This is a genomic window from Arthrobacter alpinus (genome assembly GCF_001294625.1).
In the GTDB taxonomy this organism is placed as follows: Bacteria; Actinomycetota; Actinomycetes; order Actinomycetales; family Micrococcaceae; genus Specibacter; species Specibacter alpinus_A.
Genome location: NZ_CP012677.1, coordinates 1,350,057 through 1,366,799, shown reverse-complemented (window position 1 = coordinate 1,366,799; position 16,743 = coordinate 1,350,057). Strand labels below are relative to the sequence as shown.

At 64.2% G+C, this 16,743-nt stretch carries 17 protein-coding genes; 11 read left to right on the top strand and 6 right to left on the bottom strand.

The window, feature by feature from the left end:
• Window positions 1-218: 218 nt before the first annotated feature.
• The 5 genes from AOC05_RS06055 to AOC05_RS06035 all read left to right on the top strand — a co-directional run bounded on the left by AOC05_RS06055 (window position 219) and on the right by AOC05_RS06035 (window position 4,941).
• Window positions 219-917: a response regulator gene (locus AOC05_RS06055; protein WP_062006459.1), complete on the top strand. Its 699-nt coding sequence runs from the start codon at window positions 219-221 to the stop codon at window positions 915-917.
• A 13-nt stretch (window positions 918-930) separates the two neighbouring features.
• Window positions 931-2,580 (top strand): ABC1 kinase family protein, encoded by a 1,650-nt coding sequence (locus AOC05_RS06050; RefSeq protein ID WP_062006458.1) that lies wholly within the window; start codon window positions 931-933, stop codon window positions 2,578-2,580.
• Window positions 2,581-2,664: 84 nt separating this feature from the next.
• Window positions 2,665-3,135: a pyridoxamine 5'-phosphate oxidase family protein gene (locus AOC05_RS06045; protein WP_062006457.1), complete on the top strand. Its 471-nt coding sequence runs from the start codon at window positions 2,665-2,667 to the stop codon at window positions 3,133-3,135.
• Window positions 3,132-3,590 carry a pyridoxamine 5'-phosphate oxidase family protein gene (locus AOC05_RS06040; protein ID WP_062006456.1) on the top strand — a complete coding sequence of 153 codons (459 nt, stop codon included), beginning with the start codon at window positions 3,132-3,134 and terminating at the stop codon, window positions 3,588-3,590. Before AOC05_RS06045 ends, AOC05_RS06040 begins: the two co-directional genes overlap by 4 nt.
• Window positions 3,591-4,104: 514 nt before the next feature.
• Entirely contained in the window at window positions 4,105-4,941 is an 837-nt protein-coding gene (locus AOC05_RS06035; protein ID WP_062006455.1) for a lysylphosphatidylglycerol synthase transmembrane domain-containing protein, read from the top strand.
• On the opposite strand, the gene mgtA is transcribed toward AOC05_RS06035, so the two are convergent.
• Together mgtA and AOC05_RS06025 are read right to left on the bottom strand one after the other, a co-directional pair.
• A complete protein-coding gene (gene mgtA, locus AOC05_RS06030) occupies window positions 4,896-7,541 on the bottom strand; it encodes a magnesium-translocating P-type ATPase (protein WP_231687187.1) in 2,646 nt (881 codons plus the stop codon). The genes AOC05_RS06035 and mgtA overlap by 46 nt on opposite strands.
• Window positions 7,519-8,022, bottom strand: coding sequence for a universal stress protein (locus AOC05_RS06025; protein WP_082357795.1), 504 nt, complete (start codon window positions 8,020-8,022; stop codon window positions 7,519-7,521). Before AOC05_RS06025 ends, mgtA begins: the two co-directional genes overlap by 23 nt.
• A 322-nt stretch (window positions 8,023-8,344) precedes the next feature.
• Here AOC05_RS06025 and AOC05_RS06020 point away from each other — a divergent pair, with 322 nt between their 5' ends.
• The 6 genes from AOC05_RS06020 to AOC05_RS06000 are packed head-to-tail and all read left to right on the top strand — an operon-like array spanning window position 8,345 to window position 13,765.
• Window positions 8,345-10,723, top strand: coding sequence for a phosphoketolase (locus AOC05_RS06020; protein WP_062009431.1), 2,379 nt, complete (start codon window positions 8,345-8,347; stop codon window positions 10,721-10,723).
• Complete coding sequence (locus tag AOC05_RS06015) at window positions 10,723-11,178, top strand: universal stress protein (RefSeq protein ID WP_062006454.1); 456 nt, start codon at window positions 10,723-10,725, stop codon at window positions 11,176-11,178. The genes AOC05_RS06020 and AOC05_RS06015 overlap by 1 nt, the downstream gene beginning before the upstream one ends.
• Window positions 11,171-11,338 carry a hypothetical protein gene (locus AOC05_RS19340; RefSeq protein ID WP_154605329.1) on the top strand — a complete coding sequence of 56 codons (168 nt, stop codon included), beginning with the start codon at window positions 11,171-11,173 and terminating at the stop codon, window positions 11,336-11,338. The genes AOC05_RS06015 and AOC05_RS19340 overlap by 8 nt, the downstream gene beginning before the upstream one ends.
• On the top strand, window positions 11,335-12,042 hold the full coding sequence (locus tag AOC05_RS06010) for a cytochrome b N-terminal domain-containing protein (protein ID WP_062006453.1): 708 nt from the start codon (window positions 11,335-11,337) through the stop codon (window positions 12,040-12,042). Before AOC05_RS19340 ends, AOC05_RS06010 begins: the two co-directional genes overlap by 4 nt.
• Window positions 12,039-12,992 (top strand): hypothetical protein, encoded by a 954-nt coding sequence (locus AOC05_RS06005; protein WP_231687186.1) that lies wholly within the window; start codon window positions 12,039-12,041, stop codon window positions 12,990-12,992. The genes AOC05_RS06010 and AOC05_RS06005 overlap by 4 nt, the downstream gene beginning before the upstream one ends.
• Window positions 12,993-13,042: 50 nt before the next feature.
• Complete coding sequence (locus AOC05_RS06000) at window positions 13,043-13,765, top strand: VIT1/CCC1 transporter family protein (protein ID WP_062006452.1); 723 nt, start codon at window positions 13,043-13,045, stop codon at window positions 13,763-13,765.
• Here the strand turns inward: AOC05_RS06000 and AOC05_RS05995 are convergent.
• From AOC05_RS05995 to AOC05_RS05980, 4 genes are read right to left on the bottom strand one after another with little or no spacing between them, the layout of a single operon-like run.
• Window positions 13,762-14,004, bottom strand: coding sequence for a ferredoxin (locus tag AOC05_RS05995; RefSeq protein ID WP_062006451.1), 243 nt, complete (start codon window positions 14,002-14,004; stop codon window positions 13,762-13,764). The two genes, AOC05_RS06000 and AOC05_RS05995, sit on opposite strands and share 4 nt — an antisense overlap.
• The gene (locus AOC05_RS05990) at window positions 14,001-15,254 is read right to left on the bottom strand and encodes an NADH-ubiquinone oxidoreductase-F iron-sulfur binding region domain-containing protein (protein WP_062006450.1); all 1,254 of its coding nucleotides are present in this window, start codon (window positions 15,252-15,254) and stop codon (window positions 14,001-14,003) included. Before AOC05_RS05990 ends, AOC05_RS05995 begins: the two co-directional genes overlap by 4 nt.
• On the bottom strand, window positions 15,251-15,808 hold the full coding sequence (locus AOC05_RS05985) for a ferric reductase-like transmembrane domain-containing protein (RefSeq protein ID WP_062006449.1): 558 nt from the start codon (window positions 15,806-15,808) through the stop codon (window positions 15,251-15,253). The genes AOC05_RS05990 and AOC05_RS05985 overlap by 4 nt, the downstream gene beginning before the upstream one ends.
• A complete protein-coding gene (locus AOC05_RS05980; protein ID WP_231687221.1) occupies window positions 15,801-16,739 on the bottom strand; it encodes an FAD:protein FMN transferase in 939 nt (312 codons plus the stop codon). Before AOC05_RS05980 ends, AOC05_RS05985 begins: the two co-directional genes overlap by 8 nt.
• Window positions 16,740-16,743: the final 4 nt, after the last annotated feature.

The following is a 16,743-nucleotide window of genomic DNA, read 5'->3' as shown; positions in this document are numbered from 1 at the left end:
CATGACGCTATTAGATAACGTTCCCCATTTCGTGTCAATTACGCTACTGCCCCATGACAGATCCGCCACGCTAGAGACCTTTGACCCTTGCCCCGGGCTTCCCCATACGAAAGACTAATGGCCGCGACACCCAGCGGCGCGCTACCGCCAAGGTGCCTCAGAGTCGAACTCCACTGGCCGCGGATTTACACTTGCACAGGAAGGAAGGAAGGACGGACATGGACCAGGTCGCCCCGGCCCCGCGACAAACGTCGTCGGGCCGTACCGAACCGATCACGGTTTTCATCCTTGACGACCACGAACTCGTCCGCCTCGGCCTGAAGAATCTACTGGAGGGGGAAGGCTTCAAGGTGGTCGGCACCACCGGATCCGCCTTGGAGGCGACGCGCCACATTCCGGCGCTCCACCCCGACGTTTCAATTCTGGATGCCCGCCTTCCCGATGGAACAGGCATTGAGGTTTGCCGGGACGTGCGGTCCGTGGACCCGTCGTTGCAATGCATCATTCTCACCAGTTACGACGACGAGCAGGCCCTGCGCGGGGCCGTGCTCGCCGGTGCCGCAGGATACGTGATGAAGGAGATCGGCGGCACGGACTTGCTGGCATCCTTGCGCAGGACAGCAGCGGGAGAGTCACTTTTCAATCCGGATATCGTCCAGAGAATCGTGCAGGGAATCGCTCCACCCCACCGGGTGGACCCGCGGACCTCGGCCCTGACACCGCAGGAGGGCCGCGTGCTCACACTCATCGGGCGCGGACTGACCAACCGGGAAATTGGCGCTGAGATGTACCTGGCGGAGAAGACCATCAAGAACTACGTCTCCTCCCTGCTGGCGAAACTGGGGTTTGAGCGAAGGACCCAGGCCGCTGTTTTTATCACCGACACCAAGTGGAAGAACCACCCCGACCATGACTGAACGCAGGTAAGCGATGATCACCCGTTGGGAGCGGTATGGCCAGGTCACCGAAATACTTGCCAGGCACGGCCTCGGCTTCCTAGCCGCGGCCACCGGCGTGGACCAGTGGCTCAACGGGCGTGCGGGCACCGCCAAGACTGCCACGGCAAATCCGGAACGCCTCAGACAAGCCCTGGAAGAACTTGGGCCGGTGTTCATCAAGCTGGGCCAAATGCTCTCCACCCGGTCCGACCTGTTGCCCCCGGAGTACATAGCCGAGCTGGCCAAGCTCCAGGATGGGGCACCTCCCCTTGCCTCGGACACTGTCCGGGCCCTGGTCACCCAGGAACTGGGCAAGGCGCCGGAGGAATTGTTCAAAACGTTCGACGACGCTCCCCTGGCCAGCGCCTCGATCGGCCAGGCCCATGAGGCAACACTTCACGACGGCACCGCTGTGGTCATCAAGGTCCGGCGCCCCGGCGTCGTGGCCCAGGTCAATGAAGACCTGGAAATACTGCAGAACCTTGCCACCCGCGCCACCCGCACCTGGGCGGGCGCAGCCACCTACAACCTGGCCGGCATCACGGCTGATTTCGCAGAAACGCTGCGGGCCGAACTCGACTATCTGCAAGAGGGCAGGAATGCGGAACGCTTTGCCCGCAACTTCGACTCCGAACCGGACATCCACATTCCGGCGATCTTCTGGGAAACCACCACCTCACGGGTACTGACGATTGAACGTATCCGGGGCATCAAGGTCGACCAGCTCCAGGCCCTCAAGGCGGCCGGAATCGACAGGCATGAACTGGCCGACCGCGCGGCCAGGGCTGCGGCCAAGATGGTATTTGTGGACGGCTTCTTCCATGCGGACCCGCACCCCGGCAATCTCTTTGTGGAGCCATCCGGATCGATCGGGCTGATTGACTTTGGCATGGTGGGTGAGGTGGGAAAACAGCTCCGCGAGCAACTGGGCAGGCTCCTACTGGCATTCACCGCCAATGACCCGGGACGAATCACCAGCGCCCTACTGGCACTGTCCACACACACGGGGACAGCCGACCGCAGCGGCCTGCGCACGGACACGGCACAGTTCATGCGGCTCTACCAAGGCAAGAGCCTGGGCCAGATAGATATCGCTCCGCTGGTCACCAGCATGCTGACCATCCTGCGCACCCACCACCTGCAACTGCCGCGCGAGCTGGCACTTCTGGTGAAGATGTTGCTCATGATGGAGGGCCTTGGCGCCCGGCTGGATCCGGACTTCAGCTTGGGCGAAGTACTCAAGCCATACGCCAAACGCCTGGCCCTGGAGCGCTTCGCGCCCCGCAACGTGGCCGCGGTGCTCTCACAGTTGGGACTGACCGCGGCCGATCTCGGCACCGGACTGCCCGAAAAACTTGAGCGCCTGGTGGCGCGTATGGAGGATGGGGTCGAGGTGCACCTGCGCGCCGCCGAATTGGAACCGCTGATCAGCCGGGCCGAGGCCATCGGCAACCGGCTGGTGGCAGGCATGATCGCCGCGGCCTTCATCCGGGGCGTCGGGGAACTCACAACCGCGGACCGCGACCGGCTCAAGATCTGGCTCAACCCCCTCATGGCCGGTGGCGTCGGCGCGGTGGGGGTGCTGGGCACCTACCTGGCCCTGACCGCCCGGCCAAGGCGGCGCGGCGGCACCAAGCCATGACCGGCGTCGTATGCTAAGTCCTGGACCGCTTTCCGGGACCTTCTCCCCTACCGGCAAGCCGTTTGAGCCCCTACAATCGGGACCATGACGAACACACCAGAGCCTGCAGGAACCACCAACCTGGCACCCCACGAGTGCTGGCAGTTGCTGCGCACCGTGTCCCTGGGGCGCCTGGCCGTCTGGGTCGTGGACCACCCGGACATTTTTCCCATCAATTTCACTGGGGACCACGGAACGCTGGTCTTTAGGACAGGCGAGGGCACCAAGCTGACCTCTGCGCTCGCTGCGTTCCCCGTTGCCTTGGAGGCGGACGGCGTGGACTCTGCCACCGGCATTGCATGGAGTGTGGTGGCCAAGGGCGCCGCCTCCGCCATCGAAGCCATCGGTGACGTTCTCGACTCGGCCGGGCTGCCGCTGTTCCCGTGGCAGCCCGGCCGGAAGGACCACTTCGTTCGCATTACGCCCACCTCCGTCACCGGCCGCAGGTTCAAGGTCACGGAGCCGAAAACGTGGTGGGATCCTTCATCGAAGAATCCCCACACGGCAACCGAATGACACTCGAGGAGCCCGCCGGCGTTGAACACCTGGCCAAGGCCCAGTGCTGGGAATTGCTGAAGGGGCAGGTGGTGGGCCGCCTGGGCGTCGTCTCTGCGGGCCATCCGGAAATCTTTCCGGTGAATTATGCCGTGCACAACGGCTCCGTGGTGTTCCGGACCGCCGCCGGCACCAAACTTTCCGCGTCCATGCCCAACGCACAGGTGGTGTTTGAGATTGACGGTTATGATCCCCACGCCGAGCAGGCCTGGAGCGTAATCCTGCGCGGGAGCGCGCAGGAAGTTGCGGCTCGGGTCGAACCCGACGGCCTGCCGTTACAACCATGGCAGGCGGGTGCCAAGAACCACTTCATTCGCATCAATGCCCAGCACCTGAGCGGGCGACGCTTCAAGGTCAGCGAACCCGACATTTGGGCCACCCCACTCAGTGATCCCAGACGCGCATCTTTCGAATAAAGCATACGACGCCTGGGTGAGGACTGAATCCTTCTCGAATCGGGCGTTCCCGGTCCTCGCCACAAACTATTCGAGGTTGGCAGGTCGCGCTGCTGAGAGTCGAAGGGCCCTTTTTTGTTTCCCCCGGGGGGGCTAGTGCTTTTTCCCCTCACCAAGTCGCGATTCCCGGACTAGGCTCATCCTTGGGCTTAGGGTGCCGGAATTATCGGCAGCGTCCTCCGCAAGGTGCATTGGAGGACCATGGAAACTGGGGACCCCGTAAAGTCCGGCTCCGTCCGACGCTGGAAACTGCTGTGGCTTCGGGTGGCCGGCACAGTGGCCGTTCTGTTCGTGGCAGTTTGGTGGGTCCTTGCGCCGCTATATGCCGCCGCGGGGGAAAGCCTGGAGTCGTTGGAAATAGTCTCCCCGCTGCTGGTGCTTACCGCCGTGGTCCTTGAATTGCTGTCCTTGGCCGCCTATTCCGTGCTCTCCGCCTCCATTCTGGGGGCCCGGAGGTCCCAGCTACTTCACCATCTTGCGCATCGATCTGGCCGGACTTGCCGTCAACCATGTGGTCCCCGGAGGCGGCGCCACGGCCGCTGCGGCGCGCTTTCGCCTTCTGCATCGTGCCGGGGTGCGTTCGCCCAACGCCCTGAGCGCCGCATTTATTGAAGTCACATCCTCGAACCTGGTCCTGGGCGCCATCTGTGCCGTGGGGTTGCTGATGACCCTGACCACCGCATGGTCCAACGGCTACTACCGTACCGCCGCCATTGCCATACTGGCGGCACTGCTGGTCACGGGCACCGGCATCTGGTTTCTCACCCGGCGCACCGAAGCGACGATGGTAAAGGTTCACGCGGTGATGCGGTTAGTTCCCTTGATCAGCGCAGAGGTCACGGGAGCGTTTCTGCGCATGATGGCGGCCCAGATCCGGTACCTGGGAAGGAATCCGCGGAAGATGGCGTTCGATCTGATATTTGCCGCCGCGAACTGGATTCTCGACGCGGCGGCCTTGTGGCTGGTGCTGTCGGCATTTGGACATAACCTCGGGTTGGGGCCCTTGCTGACCGTCTACGGTGCAGGCAACATCCTGGCCACCCTGCCGCTGACCCCTGGTGGCCTGGGGCTCGTCGAGGGCGTCATGGTGCCGGCGCTGCTTGGCTTCGGCACGCCGGCCGGCGTTGCCCTCTTGGGCGTGATTGGCTGGCGGTTGCTGCAATTCTGGATGCTCCTTCCGCTGGGTGCCGCAGCCTACTTGTCGTTGACTTTGGGCACTTTTGAAAAAACACCGACCACCGCCATTCGGGTCAGACCACAGCAGTTTCAACGCAGACGCTGCGGAACACTGAAGCGGGCGGCCGTACGGTGAATGTGATGGACGCGGCCGCGGCGGCGCACCGTTGGCTGCTGTTGGACGGGGCGGGAGAAGAACCACTGCTTGGCGAACTCCACCAGCACCAAGTACACCACCGTCATGGCCAGCAGGGCCAGGAAGAACGGCACCGGCAGCGGATCGAAACCCAGTACGCCGCGCAGCGGGGACAGCGGCAGGTAGATCCCCAGTGTTACCACGCCCAGGGACGCCCAGAGTAGCCCGGCCGACGGGCGGCTGCGGAAGAACGGCACGCGGCGGGTCCTGATGGCAAAGATGATCAGGGTTTGAGTGGCGATGGACTCGATGAACCAGCCGGCCCGGAATTCGCCCGGCACGGCATGGAAGGCGAAGATCATTAGGGCAAAAGTGGCAAAGTCGAAGATGGAGCTGATGGGGCCGAACAACAGCATGAAGCGGCGGATGAACGCGATGTCCCAGTGCGAGGGCGCTAGCAGCTGCTCCTTGTCCACCTTGTCCCCGGGTATGGCCAGCTGGCCAGTGTCGTACAGGAGGTTGTTGAGCAGGATCTGCCCCGGCAGCATCGGCAAAAAGCTCAGCACCACGGAGGCCACGGCGGCACTGAACATGTTGCCGAAGTTGCTGGAGGTCCCCATCAGCACGTACTTGATGGTGTTGGCAAAGATCCGCCGCCCCTCCCGCACGCCTTCGGCCAGGACACCCAGATCCTTGTCCATCAAGACGATGTCCGCGGCGTCCTTGGCCACGTCGGTAGCGGTTTCCACGGAGATGCCGACGTCGGCCTGGTGCAACGCCAGTGCGTCGTTGACGCCGTCGCCCAGAAACGCGACGGCGCGCCCCTGTTGGCGCAGCAGCTTGATCAGGCGCGCCTTTTGCTCCGGCGACACTCGGGCAAAGATGCTAGTCTCCCTGGCGGCCTCCCCAAGTTCCGGGTCCGTCATGGCGTCCATCTGGACGCCGGTCAACGTGCCGCCCGACACAAGACCAAGGTCACGGCACACCTTCTCAGCAACCCTGGCATTGTCCCCAGTGGCCACCTTGACGGCAATGCCAAGGGTGGCAAGCTCCACCAGCGACTTATCGGCATTGGCCTTGGGCTTGTCAAGGAAAACCAGGAATCCTGCCAGTACCAGCCCCTGCTCATCGGCGGGAACAATCCTGTCCACGACACCGGCGTCGCGGGTGGCCACGGCGATAACCCGGGACCCGGCGTCGTACTGCTCATCCAGCAACGCCATGGCTTCCGGCGGCACATCGCGGCACAGCCGCAGCACATCCTCCGGGGACCCCTTGGTGACAATCTGCTGGTGTCCGCTCGCATCGGCCACCAGCACGCTGGTCCTCCGGCGCTGGTGGTCGAAGGGGATGATGCCCATCCGGCGCTGGCTCTCCGGCGCAAAGTCCCGTGCCTGCGGCGAATCCCACAGCGCGGCATCCAGCGCGTTCTGACCCACCGTGGAGACGGCACCGTGCGAGTAGTCGACCTCCGTGGCGACCAGCCCCAGGGCAATGAGCCCCTCCGCACAAAGACCGGAACGGGCGGGCAGGGCCGCCATGAAACTGATGCGCCCCTCCGTCAGCGTCCCGGTCTTGTCCGTGACCAGCACATCCATGTCACCGAGATCCTCGATGCAGATCAGGCGCTTGACAAGGACCTTTCGCTTGGCCAGGGCCCGGGTCCCGGCGGCCAGACAGGTACTCACCACGGCCGGCAGCAGTTGCGGTGTGATGCCGACAGCAATGGCGAGAGAAAACAGCAGCGAATCGATCAGCGGCCGGCCCAGCAACAGGTTCGCGATGAAAATCAGGGTTGTCAGGACCACGGCCACCTGGAGCAGCAGGTAGGAAAAGTGTTTCAGACCCAGCTGGAATTCCGTCTGCGGCTGGTGCTCGCCCAGTCCCAGGGCGATCCTGCCAAACTCGGCCCGGCCGCCCGTGGCCACCACCACGCCGGTGCAACTGCCCGACTGGATGACTGTCCCCATGAAGAGAGAACACGCAAGGTCCCCCAGCGACGCATCCCCCGTGATGGCGGCGGGGCCCTTGTCCGCTGGCAGCGACTCCCCCGTGAGAATGCTCTCATCGCACAGGAGTTCCTCGCTGACCAGCAGCCTGATGTCCGCCGGGACGACGGTTCCTAGGGACAGCTTGACCACATCGCCTGGTACCAGCTCCACGACGTCGATCTGGTGTGCCTGCCCGTCCCGGAGGACAACCACACTGTGCCTGACGCGTGAATGGAGTGCCTCGGCCGCCCGTTCGGCCCGAAATTCATTGCTGAAACCCAGCCCCACGCTGACCACCAGAATGACGCCGATAACGACCGAGTTCGTGGCGTCGCCCAGGAATACGGACAGGCCAGCGGTGATGATCAAGAGAATCAAGATGGGGCTGCGCAGTTGTCGCCCCAGCACCGTCCAGGGACTGGCCTTGTGGCTGCGCAGCGCATTGGGTCCCACTACCGCAAGGCGTCGCGCGGCTTCTCCGCTGCTCAAGCCCTGCTCGGAAGTGTTCAGATCTTCAAGAACCTCCCCTCCGCTGCGGTGGGCAGCGTTGACCATGGACAGCGGCAGCCCTGCGGCGCCGTGCAGCTCAGTCGCTTCCGGGACGCTCACTGGCAACCTTGCCGCAGACGTCGTCGCTGGTGCCCGGGGCCACACTTCCACGATGGACCACCAGCACAGGGCAGCTTGCGTGTTGCACACACGCCTGGCTGACGGAGCCCAGCAGCAGGCCAGCGAATCCACCACGCCCCCTAGACCCCACAATGATCATGCGCGCGTTGCGGCCGGCGTCGATCAAGGCCTGGGCAGGGTTTCCCCTACGGCACAGGGTACGAAGTCCCTCCGGCGGTTCCTCGCCAAAAGCCTCGCTGACGGCGCCGGTCATGCCTTCGACGGCGTCGGCTTCCGGGTCCCATTCGGCAGCCGCATAGGAGCTGACAACCGCCTCAAAATGCCAGGCCGTGACCGCCACGATGACGGCGCCGAAGGTCGGGGCCAGTGCCGCCGCCCACTTGAGCGCCTGAACCGATTCCGGCGACCCGTCCACGCCCACCACAATGCGCGAAACATCACGGGATGTCGAATCTTCCATGGGATTTACCGTCCTTACAACCGTCTGTCGTTGGCCCGCACCCCCGCGGCGCGGTTTCGGGCCCGCACCAGCCGTGGGCCGGACGTGGACCAGACTGGCCCAGCTGTTTCCAATTCTTGCCCCGGGCAGTGTGCACGGACAGGGTACAAGGTCCCTAGCGGCGCCTTCTGCACGGTGCAAAGCTGGGAGGCAAAGGGCGTTGCCGCGCCAGCTTGGCCTTGGGCCCGGCAACCTGCACGAGGACACGGAGCACATCTTGGTGAATCAACAGCTTCACAGCAACCAGCCGCATTCTCAGGGTGCCGGACGAGCGGATCCAACACTGGGACCAGATGAGCTTGAGCTTCTCAACCGGTATTGGAATGCCGCCAACTACCTGACGGTGGCGCAGATCTACCTTCAGGAGAATGCGCTGCTGCGCCAGCCCTTGACGGCCGCCCACATCAAGCCGCGGCTGCTCGGGCACTGGGGCACCAGCCCCGGACTGTCCTTGGTGTACGTGCACCTGAACCAGCTGATCCGTAAGACAGGAGCCAAGGTTCTTTATATTGCCGGTCCCGGACACGGCGGCCCGGCGGTGGTTGCCAACGTGTATCTGGAGGGCAGCTACTCCGAAATCTACCCGGCTGTCAGCCAGGATCTGGCGGGCCTGCGCAAGCTGATCCGGCAGTTCTCCACCCCCGGAGGCATCCCCAGCCACGTGGGCCCGGCCACACCGGGGTCCATCCATGAGGGTGGAGAGCTTGGATATTCCCTGGCCCACGCCACCGGCGCCGCCATGGACAACCCGGAACTCGTGGTGGCCTGCGTCATAGGTGACGGCGAGGCGGAAACCGGTCCCCTGGAGGGCGCCTGGAAGGCCCCTGCGTTCCTGAATCCCGCCCGGGACGGGGCCGTGTTGCCCATCTTGCACCTCAATGGCTACAAGATTTCCGGCCCCACGGTGCTCGGTCGCCAGTCCGACCAGCAAGTCATGGCGCACCTGGCTTCGAATGGCTGGGATCCTGTAGTTGTCGCCGGCACCGATCCGATGGTGGTCCATCCCCAACTGGCTGTGGCGCTTGAACACGCGTATGCCCGGATCCGACAGATCCAGGAGCGGGCCCGGAGCAACGGTGCTTCCGGGGCGGAGCGATGGCCTGCCATCATCGTGCGCACCCCCAAGGGCTGGACAGGGCCGGACTTTGTGGACGGTATCCCTGTGGAAGGCACCTTCCGCGCCCATCAGGTGCCCCTGTCCGGGGTGCGGGAAAACCCGGCCCACCTGGCCCAGCTGGAGGCGTGGCTGCGGTCATACAACCCCGAAACGCTCTTTGACAACGACGGGCGGCTGCTGCCCGAGCTGGCCGCCTTGGCTCCTGCCGGGCCCCTGCGCATGGGGGCCAGCCCGTGGGCGCAGGGCGGAGCCGCCGTGGAACCACTGTCACTGCGGCCGCTGGAAAACTATGCCCTTGACGTCGGCGTTCCCGGGTCAAGCACGCACGAGACCACCCGACCGCTGGGCGAGATGCTCCGGGACATCTACGCAGACACTGCCGACGACCCGCGGTTCCGGCTCTTCAGCCCGGACGAGACCAACAGCAACCGCTTGGGGGCCGTCTTTGAGGTCACCGACAGGTGCCTGATGGAACCGGTGTTTGCCGGCGATGACCACTTATCCCCTGACGGGAGAGTCATGGAAGTCCTCTCCGAGCACCTCTGTCAGGGCTGGCTGGAGGGGTATGTGCTGACCGGACGGCACGGCCTTTTTGCCACCTATGAGGCGTTTGCCATGGTCAGTGCCTCCATGACCGTCCAACACGCCAAATGGTTGCAGCATGCCCGTGAATTGCCGTGGCGAAACCCCGTGCCAAGCCTGAACATCTTGCTCACCTCAACATGCTGGCGCAATGACCACAACGGATTCAGCCATCAGGGGCCGGGCCTGATCGACACCGTGCTGTCCCTATCCGGATCGGTGATCCGCGTCTACCTGCCACCGGACTCCAATACACTTCTGGCCACAGCCGAACATGTCCTGCAGAGCAAGGACTACGTGAACCTGGTGGTTGTGGACAAGCAGGCGCACCCCCAGTATCTCTCCCTTGAGGCGGCACGACGGCATGCCGCGGCAGGCGCCTCGATCTGGCATTGGGCAGGCAACGAAAACCCTGAACCGACTACCGGACCGGACATCGTCATGGCTTGCGCCGGTGACGTGCCCACGGAGGAAACACTCGCAGCGGCCTGGCTGCTCCAGAGCCATGTCCCCGGGCTGACCGTGCGCGTGGTCAACGTGATGGACGCGCTGGTGCTGCCGCCCCCGGACGTCCACCCCCACGGCCTGTCCGACGTCGACTTTGAAAAACTGTTCACCCCCCATGCTGATGTCGTCATGGCCTGGCACGGATACGCGCGCGCCGTCCACCAGCTCGTGCACGGCCGCAGTGACCCGGGTCGGTTCCATGTCCGCGGCTACAACGAGCAAGGCACCACTACCACCCCGTTCGACATGGTGGTGCTCAACAAGATGAGCCGCTACCACCTCGCCATGGAGGCCCTACACCGGGTTACCGGCCACTTTGACGGCGCCCAGGAATTGGCCGAACACTGCCAGGAGATGCTGGCAAAACACGAAGTGTACATCCGCGAGCATTTGGAAGATCTGCCAGAGATACGCGACTGGGTCTGGACGCCCCCGGAGAACCAAAGGACCATCTGATGAACAGCAAACATGTCGCATCCCCGGTCATCGTGGGCGTGGATGGCTCAGAATCATCCATCGCAGCCCTGCGGGAGGCGGAAAGGGTTGCTGCCAGCTTGAACGCGCCCCTCCAGGCGCTGATGTGCTGGAACTACCCCAGCGCCTCCTCGGTCCCTTACGGACCCGGCTCATTCGACTTCAAGGGGGCGGCAGAAAAGATTCTCGACGCTTCCGTGGAGAACGCGTTTGGCCTGGACTGGCCCGTGAACCTCAGCACCCGGCTGGAACAAGGAAGTCCCCGGGCAATTCTGATCGAAGCCAGCAAGGACGCGGCCCTTCTCGTTCTGGGCCGGCGGGGCAAGGGTGGGTTCAGGGGGCTGCTGATGGGTTCGGTCAGTTCCGCCTGCACCGCCCACGCACACTGCCCCGTCCTGGTTGTCCATGCACCGCAGACAGGAGAAAGTCATGTATGAGTTCATGGCGGGTGCAGCGGCCCCCATCACGCCTGGAACGTACTTTGGCTGGGGGGATGTGACCATCCAGTCCGGCAACTTAGTGGTGATCGTGGTGATGCTCATCCTCTTCGGCCTTTCCCTGTTGCTGCCGTTTCCTGGCGGAAAGAGCCGGAAATGAACCGGCACGGCATGCCTGAGCCCGACCCTCCCCAGCCCGAATCCGGTGTGCACACCTGGACCGGCAGGTCCCGCCGCTGGTTCCTGAAGCATCTGCCCCCGGAGAAGCTGCTGCCCGAGGACCAACCCAGCTATGTTGCATCGTGGGCCTATGTCTTTGGAATGGGGGCGGTGGCCGGGTTGGTCTTTATCATCGCCTCCGGCGTAGTGCTGAGCCTGAACGGGCCGCAGTGGTACCACATCTCCTCCCTGGGCCACTTCACCAACAGCGTGCACCTGTGGAGCGTGGAACTGTTCTTTATGTTCACAGTGGTCCACCTGTGGATCAAGTTTTGGATGGCGGCGTGGCGCGGCGGACGGGTGCTGACCTGGATCACCGGCATGCTCGCATTCCTGGTTTCCGTTGTGACGGCCTTCACCGGGTACCTGCTGCAGACCAACTTTGACTCCCAGTGGATCGCCTTCCAGGCCAAGGACGCCTTGAACGCCGTCGGTGTCGGTGCATGGTTCAACGTTGCCAATCTGGGGCAGATCTTCATGTGGCACATCATGTTGCTGCCCCTGGCTGTAGGCGCCGTCGTCGCACTGCATGTTTTGTTGGTTCGCGCCCACGGAGTGGTTCCCCCGCTGGACGCGGCCGACACCGACGCCCAGTTGCAAACGTCTGCCCCATCTGCCTCTGACAAGGAGGGGAAACTGCCATGAGCAAGAAACTCTCTGCGATGTCCTGGCGCAAAGGCGATGACGTTGCCAGCCGGCCGTGGCGCGGGCGTGTCCGCGACTACGACCTGTTCAAGGAACTCACCATCGGGCTCGTCGTCGTAGGCTTGCTGGTTCTCAGCCTTTCGGCGATCTTCAGGTCGCCGGACGATCCCGGCGTAACCCTGAAATCATGGGCGACGGCGGCGCCGTCGGACTTTGTCGCAACGGCCACGGCCGAGCTGGGTGGGACCAGTGACACCGCCGGATATGGGCCGCCGTACAACGCGACGCCGGATGCCACCCAGAAGCTCTGGTTCATAGATCTGCAGAGCCTGTCAGGAATCCGGCTTCCCATTGACACGGCCAGCGACTTTGTCCTCAACCCGCTCAAGACCCTGCCAACTCCGCCGCCGGCCCTGGCGCAGTGGTCCGCCGCCTCCGCCGAGCAGCAGGCAAAGTGGACGGCAGCGTACACGGAGGCACTCGCCGCCGTGCCAACCGGCGACCCGGCCCAGGTGATGTCCGGCAACTACGGGCCCGTCCCCGCCCTGACGCAGGCGCTGCTGTCCATGGCGGCCAGCGGGAACCTGGACGGCGTCTTGCAAAACGCCGGGGAGCCCTACAACCTGGATTACACGCCCACCGTCCTCTTCCTCGGTGACGGCACGTACTTTCCAAATCTGGCCTCCACAGCCCATCTGACCGGGGACCAGTGGGGCGTCATGAACGAGACCGGCAATACGCCGGGCCAGTCCTGGCTGTGGCTGTTCTCGCTGCTTTACCAGATTGAACCATTCAAGTCCTCAGCAAATGCGGACATCCTGGTGGTGTCCACGATGCTGGTGCTCTCGCTGTTGCTCACGTTACTGCCCTTTATTCCGGGGCTACGTGCCTTGCCCCGCAAAATCCCCGTCCACCGGCTGATCTGGAAAGACTACTATCGCCAACGGTGAGCAGGAGCTGCCCGCCTTCCAGACCGGGAACCTCCTGCTAGATTGGGCCTATGAGCAGCGTATCTGGGAGCCACAGCAATGAACCACACACGGCCAACATCGCAGGGCGCCTGAACTGGCTCCGGGCCGGGGTCTTGGGCGCCAACGACGGCATCGTGTCAGTGGCCGCAACCGTCGTTGGTGTTGCAGGAGTGACCAACGCACCCACCCCTATCCTGGTGGCCGGAATTGCGGCTCTGGTGGGTGGCGCCGTCTCCATGGCCTTGGGTGAGTATGTTTCGGTCAGCAGCCAGCGTGACAGCCAGCGGGCGCTGGTTGAGAAGGAACGCCAGGAGTTGGCCGATGACCCCGACGCGGAATTGCTTGAGCTTACCGGCCTCTACCGGGCCAAGGGCCTCAGCGATGAGACGGCCAAGCAGGTGGCTCTTGAGCTGACCGCCCATGACGCCTTGGGGGCGCATCTTTCCGCCGAACTGAACATCACCGAGCACGACCACGCCGATCCATGGCAGGCCGCCTACGCCTCGGCCGCTGCATTTACCATCGGCGCCATCCTGCCCCTGATCGCCATCCTGCTACCACCGGCAGAGTGGCGGATCCCGGTGACGTTTGCCGCTGTCTTGCTGGCCCTGGCCCTGACCGGTACCCTCAGTGCCGCCATCGGAGGCAGTTCCAAGACCACCTCGGCGACGCGCCTAGTGGTTGGTGGCGCGCTGGCCCTGGCGGCAACCTACGGCATCGGCCGTCTGCTCGGGGCCACCGGAGTTATCTAGCGCCGCGTGTTGGCCTGCTGCACGCTCAGGCTCAGCGCCAGCTTCGGACACAGATTGACCGCATCGCGTGCTGCCTCAGTATCCCTGGGAACGATCGCCACGTTCGTGCGGTCACCATGGCGGGCCTGCCTAGCCAAAGGATAGCCCCAGTCATCGCGGCCTAAAACTGAGGGCAGTAGTTCGGTGCAAATACCGCGTCCGTCGCACCTGGTCCAGTCGATGTGGAGTATTTCACTCATGCTGACCTCACGGTCTTTCGTGTGCACGTCCCTGTAAGGTGGGCCCTGACGTCGTCGGAGAATGTGTCCAGGGCACTGCCCACGAGCCTGGCGGTACCATCGGGATGGTGGCAGGCGCCCCGGCCGCCGACGAGCTTGCCCAGCCGTTCAAGTTCCCCCACCAATCTCGGGTCGTGGTCACCGTAGGCGATCGCGTTCAGCACCCGGGACATGGCTGGCAGACCAAACATGCACGGGCCGCATTGCTGCGCAGACTCCGAGGCCAAGTAGCCCAGAATCCGAGCGGTGGCCTCCAGTCCGCACTCCGTTGCCGCGAGAACATGGAGGACACCGGCACCGGGACGGACCACATTACTATCCGACCCCGCCGGGGACAGCCGGTAGTCCAGCGGCCGCACCCATCGCCCGTGGTAACCGCCGACCAAGACGGCGCCCACGCCCGGAAGATCGACGCCGGCGCTGGCCAGGATGTCGGCCAGACTCGCATCGCCCTCCACCTCAAGCACCTGTTCGGTGCAATACCCTGAGACGGAAACCAGCCGTGTTCCGGGGTCCCGGTCTGATCCCGCAGTCCGGAACCACCCTGGGCCGTGGCGGGCAATGAGGGCCATGTGGGCCAGGGTTTCCACGTTCAGCACCAGGGTGGGCCGGCCCTTGATCCCCGTATCACTCAGGCGACGTCGGTTGTCCAAGGGGAGCGCTATGCCATTGGCAATGTTGTTGACCACGGCACTGGCCTCGCCGGAGATGAAGGTCTCCGACGCCTGAACCACCTTGATCTTGCGGGCATCCTTGCGCCCGGCGACGGCGGCCTCCACCATTGTGAGGGTTACCGGGGTTGTGTAAAGGAAAAGCTGCGAGGCGGACACCGCCTGCCCGGCGATCAGCAGGCCGTCGATGACCAAATGAGGAGCATGGGTCAGCAGGGCTTTGTCCTTGAAGCTGAGGGGTTCGCCTTCGGCCCCGTTGGCAACGACTACCGGCTTGGCTGACAATAGTGCCCCGCCACGGCCCTGCCCCGTTGCCGCCACCTTCCGCCAGGAGGAGAACGCCGCACCGCCGCGCCCGGTCAGACCGGACGCCTCCAGGACCGAAATGAAACCGGCGTCGACGCGTTCAAGGGGCAACGGCCCAAAAGCCCGCTCATGGGCCTGGCGCCCCGCGTTTGATCCGGCAGCAAAGAGTTGGAAGCTTCCTTCGGTTTCCCAGGAATCGTCCACGGTTTGAGGTTCCGCACTAAGGGGTGTCATAACAGGCCTCCTTGCCTGGCTTTGGATGTTTCCAGGAATGCTGCTGACAGACGCCAGACCACGGCGGTACCCACCACGGCAACCGACCCAACGGCGAGCAGCACGAACCATCCGGCGGTGCCGTTGGTGCCGTTGCCGATGGCATGGGCAAGGGCGATCGGCCACATCGCGTAGGTGAGCCAATGCACGGCGCGGAAGGTCTTCTGCCCTATGCGGTGCCGCAGCAAGCCGGTGACCACCACGGCAAGCACCAGGTCAAAGGCCACTGTGCCAAGGCCCTGCCAGAAGGGTTTGAAGGCTCCCAGGAACGGTACAAGGACGTCGATGACATTCATTTTGGCAAACGAGTCGAGCATGAGGGAACTCACATGGAGGACCAGGAACACGGTGGCTAACACGGAGATGTTGCGGTGGATCAGCACTACGGAGAACCTTGGAATGGCAAAAAGTCGCCTGCCGGAACGGGTCAAGATGCCCAGCACCACGGCCACAGTGAACAGGGCCAAGGCGACGAACCCGCTGACGCGCCCGAAGGCCCACAGTGCGTTATCCATGCGAACCCGCTCCCGTCGTGGCTGTGCCCGGCTGGTTTCCCCGGGAGTGGTCCGTGGGCCAGCGACCGGTGGCAACAACCCCGCCCTGCCGGTCAACGAAGCGTGCGGCGATGCCGGTGTGCACGAACCTTTCCACGGCGTCGAAGCCACCGACAATTCCTGCAGTGCTGAAAGCATTGGCCTGCAGGCAGGAAGACGCCGCCACGGTGACAGAGCGCCATACCGGTTCGGCAGGAAGCCCAAACCTGGGGTCAAGAATATGGTGGACCGTGTCGCCGGCATGCTGCCAACGGCGTTTCTGGGTGCTCGAGGTGGCCATGGCGTTCCCTGCACGCAAGGTAACCTGCTGGCCGGGATCACCGGGAAGGTCTTGGACAAGCACCTGCCAGCCGGCGTCAGGCGCAGCTCCGGCCGTGGCAATGTCCCCGCCGAGGGAAACCAGCACGCCGCAGTCCAAATCGGCGGCAACCCGGGCTGCGGCACGGTCTGCGGCAACGGCCTTAGCGGTCGCCCCCAAGTCGAGTCGAAGGTCCGCCGGTACTCTGAGCATTTGCCCCTCCAGGCGCACCCGTTCCCAGCCCGGTGTCTGCCGTGTCGGCCGGCAGTCATGGCTCACGCCACCATCGGGGCCGAGCCGCACCTGGGCGATGTCCCTGTCGTAGCCCAGGGCGTCCAGGTCCTTGCCCAGGGTCGGGTCCACGTCGCCGTCGGTCCACGCGGCTGCTTCGAGGGCAGCCCCGACCAGCAGGGCCAGCAGCGGACTCACGCTTGCTCCGGTGGCAAGGGACGGCTGCAGGCGCATGAGTTCAGAATCCGGGCGGAAGCGGCTGGCAGCCGTATCAACGCAGGCAACTTCCGCACGCACAATGGCTTCAGCGGCGGCTGCCAGTGCGGCTTCGGTGACCGTAATGGACGCTTCCAACCCCCACACTTTC

Excerpts from the sequence above, each read along its gene's own strand:
- AOC05_RS06055 (WP_062006459.1), top strand. The coding sequence starts at position 219 with ATGGACCAGGTCGCCCCGGCCCCGCGACAAACGTCGTCGGGCCGTACC.
- AOC05_RS06050 (WP_062006458.1), top strand. The coding sequence starts at position 931 with ATGATCACCCGTTGGGAGCGGTATGGCCAGGTCACCGAAATACTTGCC.
- AOC05_RS06045 (WP_062006457.1), top strand. The coding sequence starts at position 2,665 with ATGACGAACACACCAGAGCCTGCAGGAACCACCAACCTGGCACCCCAC.
- AOC05_RS06040 (WP_062006456.1), top strand. The coding sequence starts at position 3,132 with ATGACACTCGAGGAGCCCGCCGGCGTTGAACACCTGGCCAAGGCCCAG.
- AOC05_RS06025 (WP_082357795.1), bottom strand. The coding sequence starts at position 8,022 with ATGGAAGATTCGACATCCCGTGATGTTTCGCGCATTGTGGTGGGCGTG.
- AOC05_RS06015 (WP_062006454.1), top strand. The coding sequence starts at position 10,723 with ATGAACAGCAAACATGTCGCATCCCCGGTCATCGTGGGCGTGGATGGC.
- AOC05_RS19340 (WP_154605329.1), top strand. The coding sequence starts at position 11,171 with ATGTATGAGTTCATGGCGGGTGCAGCGGCCCCCATCACGCCTGGAACG.
- AOC05_RS06010 (WP_062006453.1), top strand. The coding sequence starts at position 11,335 with ATGAACCGGCACGGCATGCCTGAGCCCGACCCTCCCCAGCCCGAATCC.
- AOC05_RS06005 (WP_231687186.1), top strand. The coding sequence starts at position 12,039 with ATGAGCAAGAAACTCTCTGCGATGTCCTGGCGCAAAGGCGATGACGTT.
- AOC05_RS06000 (WP_062006452.1), top strand. The coding sequence starts at position 13,043 with ATGAGCAGCGTATCTGGGAGCCACAGCAATGAACCACACACGGCCAAC.
- AOC05_RS05995 (WP_062006451.1), bottom strand. The coding sequence starts at position 14,004 with ATGAGTGAAATACTCCACATCGACTGGACCAGGTGCGACGGACGCGGT.
- AOC05_RS05990 (WP_062006450.1), bottom strand. The coding sequence starts at position 15,254 with ATGACACCCCTTAGTGCGGAACCTCAAACCGTGGACGATTCCTGGGAA.
- AOC05_RS05985 (WP_062006449.1), bottom strand. The coding sequence starts at position 15,808 with ATGGATAACGCACTGTGGGCCTTCGGGCGCGTCAGCGGGTTCGTCGCC.